The organism is Streptomyces sedi (genome assembly GCF_006335015.1).
In the GTDB taxonomy this organism is placed as follows: domain Bacteria; phylum Actinomycetota; class Actinomycetes; order Streptomycetales; family Streptomycetaceae; genus Streptomyces; species Streptomyces sedi.
This window is the reverse complement of the sequence record NZ_VDGT01000001.1, coordinates 91,694-108,533: the sequence shown is the minus strand read 5'-3', so window position 1 is coordinate 108,533 and position 16,840 is coordinate 91,694. Positions and strand designations below refer to the sequence as shown.

1 protein-coding gene and 1 pseudogene are annotated in these 16,840 nt (G+C 69.9%); both read left to right on the top strand.

Translation table 11 applies throughout. The features are described from left to right. The first annotated feature begins 53 nt into the window (after nucleotides 1-53). Nucleotides 54-10,553, top strand: a complete 10,500-nt coding sequence (locus FH715_RS00360; protein ID WP_139639953.1) for a type I polyketide synthase — start codon at nucleotides 54-56, stop codon at nucleotides 10,551-10,553. Nucleotides 10,554-10,594: 41 nt separating this feature from the next. After that, nucleotides 10,595-16,624 (top strand): annotated as a pseudogene (locus tag FH715_RS00355) (SDR family NAD(P)-dependent oxidoreductase); the annotation flags it as partial. Nucleotides 16,625-16,840: the final 216 nt, after the last annotated feature.

Here is a 16,840-nt window from a genome sequence, read left to right as displayed (position 1 = left end):
AAAGACCGCTCGGTACCGAATCCGCTCCGTATCTGCTCGGTAGGGTGATGTTGGTGGCGGACGAGAAGACGATTCTCGACTACCTCAAGAAGGTCAGCGCCGAACTGCACCAGACGCGTCAACGGTTGCGGCAGGTCGAATCCCAGGACCAGGAGCCGATCGCGATCGTCTCGATGGGCTGCCGCTACCCCGGCGAGGTGCGTTCGGCCGGCGACCTGTGGCAACTGGTCGCCGAGGGGGGCGACGCCATCGGCCCCTTCCCCGAGGACCGGGGCTGGAACCTCCACGCGCTCCTCGGGGCCGACCGGGCGCGCCACGGCTCGTCCCAGGTCGGCGAAGGCGGCTTCGTGTCCGACATCGCCGGCTTCGACGCCGGCTTCTTCGGCATTTCCCCGCGCGAGGCCCTTACCACCGACCCCCAGCAGCGACTGGTACTTGAGGTCGCCTGGGAGACCTTCGAGCGCGCCGGCATCGACCCACACACCCTGCGCGGAGGCCAGGTCGGCGTCTTCACCGGTGCCGGCAGCCACGACTTCGGCGAGGTCGTCTCCTCCCAACCCGAGGTCGCCGCCGACCACATGAGCACCGGCGCGGGCGGCGCCGTCATCTCCGGGCGCGTCTCCTACACCCTCGGCCTTGAGGGCCCCGCCGTGACGGTGGACACCGCCTGCTCCTCCTCACTGGTCGCTCTCCACCTGGCCGCCCAGTCACTCCGCCGCAAGGAGTGCTCACTCGCGCTGGCCGGCGGCGTCGCCCTACTGGTAAAGCCGGACCCCTTCGTCGCCTTCAGCCGCCAGAGCGGCCTGGCCACCGACGGCCGCTGCAAGCCCTTCTCCGACAACGCCGACGGCACCGGATGGTCCGAAGGCGTCGGACTCATCCTCCTCGAACGCCTCTCCGACGCGCGGCGCAACGGGCATGAAGTGCTGGCCGTCATACGCGGTTCCGCCGTCAACCAGGACGGCGCCTCCAACGGCTTCACCGCCCCCAACGGCCCCTCCCAGCAACGCGTCATCCGCGCCGCGCTGGCCAACGCCCGACTGACCCCCGCCGACGTGGACGCGGTCGAGGGCCACGGCACGGGGACGACGCTGGGCGACCCGATCGAGGCCCAGGCGCTGCTCGCGACCTACGGCCAGGACCGCCCTCGGGAACGCGGACCCCTCTGGCTGGGCTCGCTGAAGTCCAACATCGGCCACGCCCAGGCCGCCGCCGGCGTCGGCGGCGTCATCAAAATGGTCATGGCCATGCGCCACGGCGTGCTCCCCAGCACGCTCCATGTCTCCGAACCCAGCTCCCGGGTGGACTGGTCCTCCGGCGGAGTGGAACTGCTGACGGAGGCCCGGGCGTGGGGACGCGACGGCCAGCCGCGCCGCGCCGGCGTCTCCTCGTTCGGGCTCAGCGGCACCAACGCGCACGTGATCCTGGAGGAGGCGCCCGAAGCCCCCGAGACGCCGGAGGCCGAGTCCGCCGAACTCCCCGTCGGTAGCCGTCCGTTGGCGGCGGTGCCGTGGGTGGTCTCTGGTCGTTCGGCGGAGGCGCTGCGGGCGCAGGCGGGACGGCTGGTGTCGTTCCTGCGCGAACGGCCGGGTCTGGAGCCGGAGGATGTGGGCTTCTCGCTGGTGACCACGCGGGCCACGTTCGGCCACCGTGCGGTGGTGGTTGGTGGTGACCGTGAGGGGTTGTTGCGGGGGTTGGAGTCGGTGGCGGCCGGTGAGGGCGCGTCGGGGCTGTCGGCCGCGGGTCCGGTGGCGTTCGTGTTCTCGGGGCAGGGTGCGCAGCGGCGTGGGATGGGGCGGGAGTTGTATGACTCGTTCCCGGTCTTCGCGGCTGCGTGGGACGAGGTTCTGAGTCTTTTCGCGCCCGAACTGCCGTTGTCGTTGCAGGGGGTGGCCTGGTCGGAGGAGGGCGCCGGGTCCCCGCTTGACCAGACGCTCTACACCCAGACCGCGCTCTTCGCGTTCGAGGTGGCCCTCTATCGGCTGCTGGAGTCCTTCGGCCTGCGGCCGGACTTCGTCGCGGGGCACTCGATCGGTGAGCTGGCCGCCGCCCATGTCGCGGGGGTGTTGTCGCTGGCGGACGCGGCGAAGCTGGTGGCCGCGCGGGCGCGGTTGATGCAGGCGTTGCCCGAGGGCGGCGCGATGGTTGCCTTGGCGACGGATGAGGCCACCGCGCGGGAGCTGATCGGCGACCGGAACGACGTGACGATCGCCGCCGTCAACGCGGCCCGTTCCGTGGTGATCTCCGGCGCCGAGGACGCGGTCACCGAGGTCGCCGCCGGGTTCGAGGGCAAGCAGACACGTCTTCGGGTCTCCCACGCCTTCCACTCGCCGTTGATGGATCCGATGCTGGTCGAGTTCCAGAAGGTTGCCGCCGGAGTCACGTTCCAGGCGCCGACCATTCCGCTGGTTTCCACGGTGACCGGCCACCTGGTCAACTCCGAGACCATGAACGATCCCGAGTACTGGACTGGTCAGGTCCGGGGGACGGTCCGTTTTGCCGACAGCGTCAGCACGTTGAACGGTCAGGGCGTGGCGACCATCGTGGAGGTCGGCCCCCAGCCGGTCCTCACCCCGCTGGTCGAGGGCGCCATCCCCACCCAGCGCAAGGAAGGCAACGAGACCGCCGACCTCCTGCGTGCCCTGGGCGCCGCTCATTCCCGGGGCCATGACCTCGACTGGTCAGTCGCGTTCCCGGGCCGCACGTCGTCCTCGCTTACCACCGAACTGCCCACCTACGCCTTTCAACGCCAGCGCTACTGGCTGGACGCCAAGAGCACCGGCGACCCCGCCTCGATCGGTCTGCGGGCCGCCGGGCATCCGATGCTGAGCGCGACGGTGGCGCTCGCGGACTCCGAAGGGGTCGTGTTCACCGGCCGGTTGGCCGAACGTTCGCACGGCTGGATCGCCGACCACGCCGTGATGGGCACCGTGCTGCTGCCCGGGACCGGCTTCGTCGAGCTGGCCATACGCGCCGGCGACGAGGTGGGCTGCCCAGTTGTCGACGAACTGACCATCGAGGCACCACTGGTCTTCTCCCAGCGCGACGGCGTGATGCTCCAGGTGGTGCTCGGCGCGCCGGACGCCTCCGGCGGTCGGTCCGTGGCCATCTACTCCCGCGACGCGGGACCCGACGACTCGGTGGATGCCGCTCAGCAACCCTGGCTGCGGCACGCCAGCGGCGTCATGGTGCCGGCACTGGCCAGGCCCGACGAGTCGCTGACCGCCGTCGACCTCACGGTCTGGCCGCCGCAGGGGGCGACCTCGCTCCCGGTCGACGGCCTCTACGAACGCCTGGTCGAGCAGGGCTTCGCCTACGGCCCCTCGTTCCAGGGGTTGCGCGCGGCCTGGCGGTTGGGAGACGACCTCTTCGCCGACATCGTGCTGCCGCCCGAAGCTGGCGACGACGCCGCCGCGTTCGGCGTTCACCCCGCCCTGCTGGACGCGGCGCTACAGACCCGCTTCCTCGACGGCGCGGGCGAGGGCGACGGCCTCGGCGACACGTCGATCCCGTTCTCCTGGAACCGCGTCACCCTGCACGCGGCGGGTGCCAGCTCGGTCCGGGTGAAGGTCTCGCCGCACGGCGAGGGGCTGCGCATGCTGGTCGCCGACGGCGCGGGTGCGCCCGTGGTGACGGTGGAGTCACTGTTGGCCCGCCCCGTTTCCGCCGAACAACTGAGCGCGTTCGGCGGCGACCAGGAGTCGCTCTACAAGGTGGAGTGGATTGCGGCTCCGTCGCCTGAACCGGTTGCGGTTGAAGGTGTGGTGACGGTGCATCATGCGGCTGGCTCTGGGTCTGATGTGGTTGCTGGTGTGCGTGGTGTGTCGGGTGGGGTGTTGGGGGCGTTGCAGGGGTGTGGTGAGGGTGAGCGGTTGGTGGTGGTGACGCGTGGGGCTGTTGCGGTGGGTGGTTCTGAGGGTGTGGTGGATGTGGTGGGTTCTGCGGTGTGGGGGTTGGTGCGGTCGGCGCAGGCGGAGGTGCCTGGTCGGTTTGTGTTGGTGGATGTGGGGCCGGATGACGAGGTGGATATTTCGAGGGTGTTGGCGGTGGGGGAGCCTGAGGTTGCGGTGCGTGGTGACCGTTGGTTTGTTCCGCGTGTCGCTCGGGCTGCTGGTGAGGTTGTGGGTGGTTCGTCGGTGTGGGATGTGTCGGGTGCGGTGTTGGTGACCGGTGGTACGGGTGGTCTGGGTCGTCTGGTGGCCCGCCATCTGGTGGCTGAGCATGGTGTGCGGCATCTGGTGCTGGTCAGCCGCAGTGGTCTGGCCGCGGAAGGCGCTGGTGAACTGGTCAAGGAGTTGGAGGATCAGGGCGCGTCGGTCTCGGTGGAGGCGTGTGATGTCTCCGACCGTGCCGCGCTGGCGGCCGTTCTGGACGGGCTGACCGTTCCGCTGCGTGGAGTGGTTCACGCCGCGGGCGTCGCCGACAACGGCGTCATAGCGGACCTGACGCCAGAGCGTCTGGACCATGTGTTTGGTCCGAAGGTGGATGCGGCGTGGCATCTGCACGAGTTGACCAGTGGGTATGACCTGTCCGCGTTTGTTCTGTTCTCCTCTTCGTCGAGCATCGTGGACGGTCCTGGTCAGGGGAACTATGCGGCGGCCAACCAGTTCCTCAACGGGTTGGCCAGTCATCGTGCCGCGGCCGGACTGCCGGCCCAGGCGCTCGCCTGGGGGCTGTGGGACGAGGACCACGGCATGATCCAGCAGCTCAGCGAGGCCGACGTGCAACGCGTCAACCGCTGGGGCATCGTCCCGCTGTCCGCGACCCAGGGTCTGGGACTGCTGGACGCGGCCACCCGGGCCGCCGGCGAACCCGGCCTGTTGACCGCCACCTTGGACACGGCGGCGATCCGCGCGCGGGCCGAGGGCGTTCCGCACATCCTGCGCGGACTGGTCCGCGTCGCGCCCCGGCGCGTCGCCAGCAGTGCACCCACCTCCGAAGGGCCGGCGCTCGCCGTCCAGTTGGCCACGGCGCCCGAGGGCGAACGGGCCGAACTCGTACTCGACCTGGTGCGCGCGCACGTCGCCGCCGTGCTCGGCCACGACTCGCCGCACGCCATCGAGAGCGAGGGCGCCTTCCGCGAGATGGGCTTCGACTCGCTGGCCGCCGTCGAACTGCGCAACCGTCTCCAGACCGCGACCGGCCTGCGGGTCCCGGCCACGGTGGTCTTCGACTACCCGCGCCCACGCGTGCTGGCCGACTTCCTGCTGGCCGAGGCGATGGGCAGCGAGGTCGCCGTGGCGGCCCCGACTCTCCCGGTGGCACGGGCCGACGGCGACGACATGATCGCCATCGTCGGAATCGCCTGCCGCTACCCCGGCGGGGTTACCAGTCCGGAGGACCTGTGGCGACTGGTCTCCGACGGGGTCGACGCGATCACTCCCCACCCCCCGACCGACCGGGGCTGGAACGTCGAACGCATCTACGACCCCGAGCTGTCGCGCCCCGAGACCACCTATGTGCTCGAAGGCGGATTCCTCTACGACGCCGCCGAGTTCGACCCGCTCTTCTTCGGCATCGCGCCCCGCGAGGCGGCCTCGCTCGACCCCCAGTTCCGTCAGCTGCTGGAGACGTCCTGGGAGGCGCTGGAGCGGGCGGGTATCGACCCCGGCACGTTGAAGGGCAGCCAGACAGGCGTCTTCGCCGGCCTCATGCACCACGACTATGTGACCAGTGCGATCCAGGGCAGCGTCATTTCCGGGCGCGTTTCCTACACCCTCGGCCTTGAGGGCCCGTCGGCGGTCGTCGACACCGCGTGCTCCTCCTCGCTCGTCGGGCTGCACCTGGCCTCCCAGGCGCTGCGCAACGGTGAGTGCTCCCTGGCCCTGGCGGGCGGCGTCTCCGTCATGGCGACCCCGGACATGTTCACCGAGTTCAGTCGGCAGGGCGCCCTCTCCAGGGACGGGCGCTGCAAGGCGTTCTCCGGCGCGGCGAACGGCACCAGCTGGGGCGAGGGCGTCGGCGTGCTGGTGCTGGAGAAGTTGTCGGACGCGCGGCGCAACGGTCATGAGGTGCTGGCGGTCATACGTGGTTCGGCCGTCAACCAGGACGGTGCGTCCAACGGCTTTACCTCTCCGAACGGCCCGTCCCAACAGCGGGTGATCCGGCAGGCGTTGGCGAGCTCCGGTCTCGCCCCCGCGGACATCGACATGGTCGAGGGCCACGGCACCGGCACCGCCCTCGGCGACCCGATCGAGGCCCAGGCGCTGCTCGCGACCTACGGCCAGGAGCGCCCGGAGAACGGCGAGCCGCTCTGGCTGGGCTCCCTCAAGTCCAACATCGGCCACGCACAGGCATCGGCGGGCGTCGGCAGCATCATCAAGACCGTGATGGCGATGCGCAACGGCGTGATGCCGCGCACGCTGCACGTGGACGAGCCCTCGCCGCACGTCGACTGGTCGTCCGGCGCGGTCGAGCTGCTCGCCGAGGAACGGGCGTGGGAGCGCAACGGACGGCCGCGCCGCGCGGGCATCTCCTCGTTCGGGCTCAGCGGCACCAACGCCCATGTGATCGTCGAGGAGGCGCCGGAGAACGAACCGGCCGAGGACGCCTCGGAGACCGAACCCCCGGAGTCCTCGCCGCTGGCGGCGGTGCCGTGGGTGGTCTCTGGCCGCTCGGCGGAGGCGCTGCGGGCGCAGGCGGGACGGCTCGCCTCGTTCGTCCGGGAGCGACCGGAGTCGAAGCCGGTCGACATCGGTTTCTCACTGGTCAGTTCACGGGCTTCGTTCGAACACCGCGCGGTGGTCGTGGGCGCCGACCGTGAGGAGCTGCTGCGCGAACTGGAGGCGGTCGCCGCGGGCGCCACCACCGCGGGCGGCGGTGGCGCCGCCGGGCGGACGGCGTTCGTGTTCTCGGGGCAGGGTGCGCAGCGGCGTGGGATGGGGCGGGAGTTGTATGGCTCGTTCCCGGTCTTCGCGGCTGCGTGGGACGAGATCGTTGGACTGCTGGAACCTGAACTGCCTTTGTCGTTGCGGGAGGTGGTCTGGTCGGAGGAGGGTGCCGGGTCCCCGCTTGACCAGACGCTTTACACGCAGACGGCGCTCTTCGTCTTCGAGGTGGCGCTGTATCGGTTGCTGGAGTCGTTTGGTCTGCGGCCGGACTTTGTCGCGGGGCATTCGATTGGTGAGCTGGCCGCCGCCCATGTGGCGGGGGTGCTCTCCCTGGCGGACGCGGCGAAGCTGGTGGGTGCGCGGGCGCGGTTGATGCAGGCGTTGCCGGAGGGCGGCGCGATGGTCGCCTTGGCGACGGATGAGGCCACCGCGCGGGAGTTGATCGGTGACCGGACTGATGTGTCGATCGCGGCCGTCAACGCTGAGCGTTCCGTGGTGGTTTCGGGTGCGGAGGATGCCGTCGGTGAGGTGGCTGCCCGGTTTGAGGGGAAGCAGACGCGTCTTCGGGTCTCGCATGCCTTCCACTCGCCGTTGATGGACCCGATGCTGGAGGAGTTCCAGAAGGTTGCCGGGAGTGTTGCCTTCCAGGCGCCGACCATTCCGCTGGTCTCCACGGTGACTGGTGAACTGGTCAATTCCGAGACCATGAACGATCCCGAGTACTGGACTGGTCAGGTCCGGGGGACGGTCCGCTTCGCCGACAGCGTCAGCACGTTGAACGGTCAGGGCGTGGCGACCATCGTGGAGGTCGGCCCCCAGCCGGTCCTCACCCCGCTGGTCGGGGAGGCGATCCCGACCCAGCGCAAGGACGGCAACGAGACGGCCGACCTCCTCCGTGCCCTCGGCGTCCTGCACACCCGGGGCCGGAACGTGAAGTGGGCCGCCACGTTCACGGGCAGGCCGGAGCGAGTCACCGATCTGCCGACCTACGCGTTCCAGCGGCAGCACTACTGGATGGACTCGCTGGAAGGTGCCGCCGACGTCGAGATGGCCGGTCTCGGGGCCGTCGAACACCCCCTGCTGCGCGCGGTCGTCGAGGTTCCAGGGTCCGGTGGACTCGTCCTCTCCGGGCGGCTTTCGGTGGAGAGCCAGCGGTGGTTGGCGGATCACGCGGTGCTGGGTTCGGTGCTGTTCCCGGGAACTGGCTTTGTCGAGTTGGCGATTCGGGCGGGCGACGAGGTCGGCTGCTCGGTCGTCGAGGAACTGACGCTCCACGCGCCGCTGGTGCTGCCCGCGAGTGGTGGTGTCGCCGTTCGGGTGGGTGTCGGGGAGGCCGACGAGCTCGGCCGGCGCGAGGTGCGGGTCCACTCCCGCCCGGAGAACGCGGAGGCCGACGACCAGTGGACTCTGCACGCCGAGGGTATTCTCGCCGCCGAGTCCGAGCAGGTCACGGGGCCGAGCACCACGGAGGTCTGGCCGCCCGAGGGGGCGACCGCGCTCTCGCTCGACGCGTTCTACGAGAACCTCGCCGACTACGGCCTGCGATACGGCCCGATGTTCCAGGGAATGCGCGCCGCCTGGCGGCGCGGCGACGAGGTGTTCTGCGAGGTGGCACTCCCCGAGAACACCGAGGTCAACGGCGTCTACGGGGTGCATCCCGCCCTGCTGGACGCGGCGCTGCACGTCAAGTTCTTCGTCGAAGGCGACGACCTGGACGCGACGGCCGGCCCCTCGATTCCCTTCGCCTGGCGCGGAGTTCGGCTGTTCGCCTCCGGGGCGACCACGCTGCGCGTGTCGGTCTCCTCGGCCGACTCCGGTCTCCGGCTGTCGTTCGCAGACGGCACCGGTGCCCCCGTGGCGACGGTGGACTCACTGGTCTCGCGCAGCGTCTCCACGGATCAGTTGGGCGGCGGTGCCGGTGAGGCCCGTCGCTCGCTGTTCGAGGTGGAGTGGGTTGCGGCTCCGTCGCCTGAACCGGACGCTGTTGAGGGTGCGGTGACGGTGCATCATGCGACTGGCTCTGGGGCTGATGTGGTTGCTGGTGTGCGTGGTGTGTCGGGTGGGGTGTTGGGGGCGTTGCAGGGGTGTGGTGAGGGTGAGCGGTTGGTGGTGGTGACGCGTGGGGCTGTTGCGGTGGGTGGTTCTGAGGGTGTGGTGGATGTGGTGGGTTCGGCGGTGTGGGGGTTGGTGCGGTCGGCGCAGGCGGAGGTGCCTGGTCGGTTTGTGTTGGTGGATGTGGGGCCGGATGACGAGGTGGATGTCGGGTCGGTGTTGGCGGTGGGGGAGCCTGAGGTGGCGGTGCGTGGTGACCGTTGGTTTGTTCCGCGTGTCGTTCGGGCTGCTGGTGAGGGTGTGGGTGGTTCTTCGGTGTGGGATGTGTCGGGTGCGGTGTTGGTGACCGGTGGTACGGGTGGTTTGGGTCGTCTGGTGGCTCGGCATCTGGTCAGTGAGCATGGTGTGCGGCATCTGGTGTTGGTCAGTCGCAGCGGTCTGGCCGCGGAGGGTGCTGGTGAACTGGTCAAGGAGTTGGAGGATCAGGGTGCGTCGGTCTCGGTGGAGGCGTGTGATGTCTCCGACCGTGCCGCGCTGGCGGCCGTTCTGGACGGCTTGACCGTTCCGCTGCGTGGGGTGGTGCATGCGGCCGGCGTCGCCGACAACGCCTTCTTCGGTGATCTGACGTCGGAGCGTCTGGACTACGTGTTCGGACCGAAAGTGGATGCGGCCTGGCATCTTCACGAGTTGACCAGTGGCCATGATCTGACCGCGTTCATCCTCTTCTCCTCCTCGTCGAGCATCGTGGACGGTCCTGGTCAGGGGAACTACGCGGCGGCCAACCAGTTCTTGAACGGGTTGGCCAGTCATCGTGCCGCGGCCGGACTGCCGGCCCAGGCGCTCGCCTGGGGGCTGTGGGACGAGGCCGAGGGCATGATCCAGGGTCTTTCCAATACTGATGTGGAGCGCATCCGTCGTTGGGGCATGAGCGCACTGCGGCCCGACGAGGGACTCGCCCTCCTCGACGCCGCCACCCAACTCAGCGGGTCTGCGGCGCTGTTGGCGGCGCACCTCGACACCGCCGCCATTCAGCGACGCGCCGGCGGAATACCGCACAAGTTCCGTGGCCTGGTGCGTGAGCCCGCCCGCCGGGCCGCAGCCGCCGGCGCACCGTCGGACGACGCGGGCGCGGCGTTCGGCGAGCGGATGGCCGGGCTCGGCGCGGAGGAGCGGGAGCGCGCGGTGCTGGACGTGGTGCGAGGGCACCTCGCCGCCGTGCTCGGGCTCGCCGACTCCGAGGCCGTCGACCCGGAGCGGGCCTTCCTGGAGATGGGCCTGGACTCGCTCGGCGCCGTCGAACTCCGCAACCGTCTGAAGTCCGCGACGGGCCTCAACGTGCGGTCCACCGCGGCCTTCGACCACCCCACGCCCCAGTCGCTCGCCGGCTCGCTGCTCGCGCAGCTGGCCCCGCCCGAGGAGGGCGAGGCCACGGAGGAGGAGCGGCGGGTCCGTCTGGCGCTCCAGTCGATTCCGTTGGAACGGCTGCGGGACGCCGGCCTGATGGCCGACCTGCTGGGACTCGCCGGACTCGCGGACGAGGAGAACGGCACCGCCCACGACGGCCTGGACGGACAGGCCAAGAAGCTCGACATCGACGCGATGGACACCGAGAGCCTGATCAGTATGGCGCTGGACAACTCTGATCTCGCTGACAGTGGTCAGGAGGCCTGAACAACGTGGTGACTGCGAACGACCAGAAACTGGTCGCGGCGCTCCGCTCCTCGGTCAAGGAGACGGAGAGGCTGCGCGACCAGGTCAGGAAGCTGACATCCGCGGCCAGGGAACCCGTCGCGGTCGTCGGGATGTCGTGTCGGTACCCCGGCGGGGTGACCAGTCCCGAGGACCTGTGGCGACTGGTTGCCGAGGGGCGGGACGGGATCACGGAGTTCCCCAGGGACCGTGGTTGGGGCGTGGAGCGGCTCTACGACCCGGAGCTGTCGCGCCCCGACACGAGCTATGTGCGGGAGGGCGGGTTTCTGCACGACGCGGCCGAGTTCGACCCGGTCTTCTTCGGGATCAGCCCGCGTGAGGCGCTGACGATGGACCCGCAGCAGCGGCTGTTGCTCGAAGTGTCCTGGGAGGCGCTGGAACGGTCCGGGATCGTCCCGAGCACGTTGAAGGGCAGCCAGACCGGCGTCTTCGCCGGCCTGATGTACCACGACTACGCGCGCAGCGCGGTCTCCGGCAGTGTGGTGTCCGGGCGGGTTTCCTACGCGCTCGGCCTTGAGGGGCCGTCGGCTGTCGTCGACACCGCGTGCTCGTCCTCACTGGTAAGTCTCCACCTGGCTGTCCAGTCGCTGCGTCGCGACGAGTGCTCGCTGGCGTTGGCCGGCGGCGTGACCGTGATGGCGACGCCCGGGATGTTCAGCGAGTTCAGCCGCCAGGGCGCGCTCTCGCGCGGTGCCCGCTGTCGTTCCTACGCGGGCGCGGCCGACGGCACCGGCTGGTCAGAGGGTGTGGGCGTACTGGTACTGGAGAAGTTGTCGGACGCGCGGCGCAACGGTCATGAGGTGCTGGCGGTCATACGCGGTTCCGCCGTCAACCAGGACGGCGCCTCCAACGGCTTCACCGCCCCCAACGGGCCCGCCCAGGAACGCGTCATCCGCGCGGCGCTGGCGAGCGCCCGGCTGGCGCCCGCGGACGTGGACCTGGTCGAGGGCCACGGCACGGGGACGACGCTGGGCGACCCGATCGAGGCCCAGGCGCTGCTCGCGACCTACGGTCAGGAGCGCCCGGAGGACGGCGAGCCGCTGTGGCTGGGGTCGCTGAAGTCCAACATCGGTCACACCCAGGCGGCGGCCGGTGTCGGCGGCATCATCAAACTGGTCATGGCGATGCGCAACGGCGTGATGCCGCGCACGCTGCACGTGGACGAACCCTCGCCGCACGTCGACTGGTCGTCCGGCGCGGTGAAGCTGCTGACGGAGGCCCGGGCGTGGGAACGCGACGGGCGTCCGCGTCGCGCCGCGGTCTCCTCGTTCGGGATGAGCGGGACCAACGCGCACGTGATCGTCGAGGAGGCGCCGGAGGCCGAGCCGGCCGAGTCCGCCGAACCCCCCGTCGAGAGCCGTCCGTTGGTGGCGGTGCCGTGGGTGGTCTCTGGCCGTTCGGCGGAGGCGCTGCGGGCGCAGGCGGGACGGCTGGTGTCGTTCCTGCGCGAACGGCCGGGGCTGGAGCCGGAGGATGTGGGCTTCTCGCTGGTGACGACGCGGGCGTCGTTTGACCACCGTGCGGTGGTGGTTGGTGGTGACCGTGAGGGGTTGTTGCGGGGGTTGGAGTCGGTGGCGGCCGGTGAGGGCGCGTCGGGGTTGTCGGCCGCGGGTCCGGTGGCGTTCGTGTTCTCGGGGCAGGGTGCGCAGCGGCGTGGGATGGGGCGGGAGTTGTATGGCTCGTTCCCGGTCTTCGCGGCTGCGTGGGACGAGATCGTTGGACTGCTGGAACCTGAACTGCCGTTGTCGTTGCGGGAGGTGGTCTGGTCGGAGGAGGGTGCCGGGTCCCCGCTTGACCAGACGCTTTACACGCAGACGGCGCTCTTCGCGTTCGAGGTGGCGCTGTATCGGTTGCTGGAGTCGTTTGGTCTGCGTCCGGACTTTGTCGCGGGGCATTCGATCGGTGAGCTGGCCGCCGCCCATGTGGCGGGAGTGTTGTCGCTGGCGGACGCGGCGAAGCTGGTGGCCGCGCGGGCGCGGTTGATGCAGGCGTTGCCGGAGGGTGGCGCGATGGTTGCCTTGGCGACGGATGAGGCCACCGCGCGGGAGTTGATCGGCGACCGGACCGATGTGTCGATCGCGGCCGTCAACGCGGCCCGTTCCGTGGTGGTTTCGGGTGCGGAGGACGCGGTCGGTGAGGTGGCTGCCCGGTTCGAGGGGAAGCAGACGCGTCTTCGGGTCTCGCACGCGTTCCACTCGCCGTTGATGGACCCGATGCTGGCCGAGTTCCAGAAGGTCGCCGCCGGAGTCACGTTCCAGGCGCCGACCATTCCGCTGGTCTCCACGGTGACTGGTGAACTGGTCAATTCCGAGACCATGAACGATCCCGAGTACTGGACTGGTCAGGTCCGGGGGACTGTCCGCTTCGCCGACAGCGTCAGCACGTTGAACGGTCAGGGCGTGGGCACGATCGTGGAGGTTGGCCCCCAGCCGGTCCTCACCCCGCTGGTCGGGGAGGCGATCTCGACCCAGCGCAAGGAAGGCAACGAGACCGCGGACCTTCTCCACACCCTCGGGACTCTTCACAGCCGAGGGCGCTCGGTGAAGTGGCCGGCGGTCTTTCCTCCCGGTTCGGCTCGGCGGCTTGTCGATTTGCCGACCTACGCGTTCCAGCGGCAGCATTACTGGCTGGAGTCGTTGGAGGGAATGGCCGACGTCGAGATGGCCGGTCTCGGAGTGGTGGAACACCCTCTGCTGCGCGCGGTCGTCGAGGCGCCGGGTTCCGGTGGGTTGGTGTTTTCCGGGCGGCTTTCGGTGGAGAGCCAGCGGTGGTTGGCGGATCACGCGGTGCTGGGTTCGGTGCTGTTCCCGGGAACTGGCTTTGTAGAGTTGGCGATTCGGGCGGGCGACGAGGTCGGCTGCTCGGTGGTCGAGGAACTGACGCTCCACGCGCCGTTGCTTCTGCCCGCGAGCGGTGGTGTCGCCGTTCGGGTGGGTGTCGGGGAGGCCGACCAGCTCGGCCGGCGCGAGGTGTGGGTGCATTCGCGTCCCGAGGAGAACGCGGCGGTCGACGACCGGTGGACTCTGCACGCCGAGGGCGTTCTCGCTGCCGAGTCCGAGCAGGTCACGGGGCCGAGCACCACGGAGGTCTGGCCGCCCGAGGGGGCGACCGCGCTCTCGCTCGACGCGTTCTACGAGGATCTGGATTCCCGTGGCTTCCAGTACGGTCCGGTTTTCCGGAACCTCCGGGCGGCGTGGGAGAAGGACGGCACTCTCTTCGGGGAGGTGGCGCTCTCGGACGAGGCCGTGACGGACGCGGAGAGCTTCGCCGTCCATCCCGCCCTGTTGGATTCGGCGCTTCATGTCAGTCTTCTTGAGCGGCGGGAGGGCGAGGAGGACGCGTCAGGCCCCTCGATTCCCTTTTCCTGGCGGGGGATTCGGCTGTTCGCCTCCGGGGCGACCGTTTTGCGCGTGACGCTTTCCGAGGCGGATTCGGGAATGCGCATCGAACTGGCCGACGGCGCGGGTGCCCCCGTGGCGTCGGTCGACTCCCTTGTCGCCCGCAGTGTGTCGACCGAGCAGTTGGGTGGTGGCGGTGCCGGCGAGGCCCGCCGTTCGTTGTACGAGGTGACCTGGGTGCCGGCATCTCCGGACGGTGACTCCGGAGAGGTCGGCGACGCTCACGTCCTCGTTCACTACGCGGTCGCGGACAGCTCCGAGACCGATGTGGTTGCTGGTGTGCGTGGGGTGTCGGGTGGGGTGTTGGGGGCGTTGCAGGGGTGTGGTGAGGGTGAGCGGTTGGTGGTGGTGACTCGTGGGGCTGTTGCGGTGGGTGGTTCTGAGGGTGTGGTGGATGTGGTGGGTTCTGCGGTGTGGGGGTTGGTGCGGTCGGCGCAGGCGGAGGTGCCTGGTCGGTTTGTGTTGGTGGATGCGGGGCCGGATGACGAGGTGGATATTTCGAGGGTGTTGGCGGTGGGGGAGCCTGAGGTTGCGGTGCGTGGTGACCGTTGGTTTGTTCCGCGTGTTGCTCGGGCTGCTGGTGAGGTTGTGGGGTCCCCGGTGTGGGATGTGTCGGGTGCGGTGTTGGTGACCGGTGGTACGGGTGGTCTGGGTCGTCTGGTGGCCCGGCATCTGGTGGCTGAGCATGGTGTGCGGCATCTGGTGCTGGTCAGCCGCAGTGGTCTGGCTGCGGAAGGCGCTGGTGAACTGGTCAAGGAGTTGGAGGATCAGGGTGCGTCGGTCTCGGTGGAGGCGTGTGATGTCTCCGACCGTGCCGCGCTGGCGGCCGTTCTGGATGGGCTGACCGTTCCGCTGCGGGGTGTGGTGCACGCGGCCGGCGTCGCCGACAACGCCTTCTTCGGTGATCTGACGTCGGAGCGTCTGGACTATGTGTTTGGTCCGAAGGTGGATGCGGCGTGGCATCTTCACGAGTTGACCAGTGGGTATGACCTGTCCGCGTTTGTTCTGTTCTCCTCTTCGTCGAGCATCGTGGATGGTCCTGGTCAGGGGAACTACGCGGCGGCCAACCAGTTCTTGAACGGGTTGGCCAGTCATCGTGCCGCGGCCGGGCTGCCGGCTCAGGCGCTGGCGTGGGGGTTGTGGGATGAGGCCGAGGGCATGATCCAGGGTCTTTCCGATACTGATGTGGAGCGCATCCGTCGTTGGGGCATGAGCGCACTGCGGCCCGACGAGGGACTCGCCCTCCTCGACGCCGCCACCCAACTGGTCGACGTGCCTGCTCTGCTTCCCGCGCGGTTGGACGCCGCATCGATCCAGCGACGGGGGCCGGGCACACCGCACAAGCTGCGCGGTCTGGTGCGCGAGCCCGCCCGTCGGGCCGCGGCGGCCGGTGCTCGACCGGTGCTGGAGGCCGGCCCCTCCTTCGGTGAACGGATGGCCGGGCTCGACGAGGACGAACGGGCCGAAGCCGTGGTGGAATTGGTCCGCGGTCACCTCGCTGCCGTGCTCGGGCACACCAGCCCGGAGGCGATCGATCCGGAGCGGGCCTTCCTGGAGATGGGCCTGGACTCGCTCGGCGCCGTCGAACTCCGCAACCGTCTGAAGTCCGCGACCGCCGTGCCGCTGCCGGCCACGGTGGTCTTCGACCACCCGACGACGCGGGCGCTCAGCGCACAGTTGCTGGTCGAGTTCCATGCCCACTTCGGCGCCTCGGCCCACCCGACCGCCGCCTCGTCGGCCGCCGAGACGGGCGGGCAGCGGGCAGGGGGAGCCGGCGGCGGTGGGCTGCCTTCGGAGTCGTTGAACTCGCTCTTCCAGGAGGGGCTGCGGCGGGGGAAGCTCGTCGAAGGGCTGAACCTGCTGCGTGCCGTCGCCTCGCTGCGGCCCACCTTCGCCGTGACGCCTCAGAACGCGGCGGGGGCCGCCGAGTTGCCGGCGCCCGTGCGGCTGACGGAGGGAGCGCCGGGCCCGCAGCTGTTCTGTCTGCCGTCGCCGGGCGCGATGGGTGGTGCGCACCAGTTCGTGCGGCTGGCGTCCAGCCTGCGTGAGTCCATGGACGTGACGGCCGTTCCGCTGCCCGGTTTCGCGGACAACACCAGCCTGCCGGACTCGTTCGAGACGGTGGTCGAGGGGTGCGCCGAGCAGATCCGACGAGCCGCGGGCGACCGGCCGTTCGCGCTGGCCGGGTACTCCGCCGGCGGGGTCTTCGCGCACGCTGTCGCGCGGCGACTGGAGGAGACCGGCGTGAAGCCGGTGGCGGTGGTTCTACTGGACACCTACCACCCGAAGACGCAGGATCTCAGCGCCCTGGTCGCCGAGATGTTCGAGGGGATGTTCGAGCGCGAGGAACTGTTCGGGCCGTTTACCAGTGCGCGCCTCTCCGCCATGGCCTGGTACGGCGACCTGATGGAGGGCCGGGACGTGGACGAGGTGGCGGCGCCGGTGCTGTTCGTCCGGCCCACCAGGTGGGCCGGAGGCGAGGACACGGGCGCCGAGTCCGGCCGGTGGCGCGCCTCCTGGGACACGGTGCACACGGTCAGGGAACTGGATGGTGACCACCTGACCATGGTGGAGGCCGAGGCTCCTCAGACGGCCGACATCATCGCCTCCTGGTTCTCCTCGCTGGACAACTGAACGCGGTGCGGCGGGAGTGCGCAACTCCCGCCGCGCCCTCGGGAGGGCCTTCCTCGGGCGGTCGGTTTCCCCGCGCGCAACCGCGCGGGGAAACCGACCGCCCTTTCTCGTTGCCCACCGCCCCACCGCCCCACCGGTCATGACCGCACTCGGCGGTACGGCGGATCCGAGCGCCGGTACGAACAAGGCGAGACGGCGGGTGACCGGAAGCCGAGG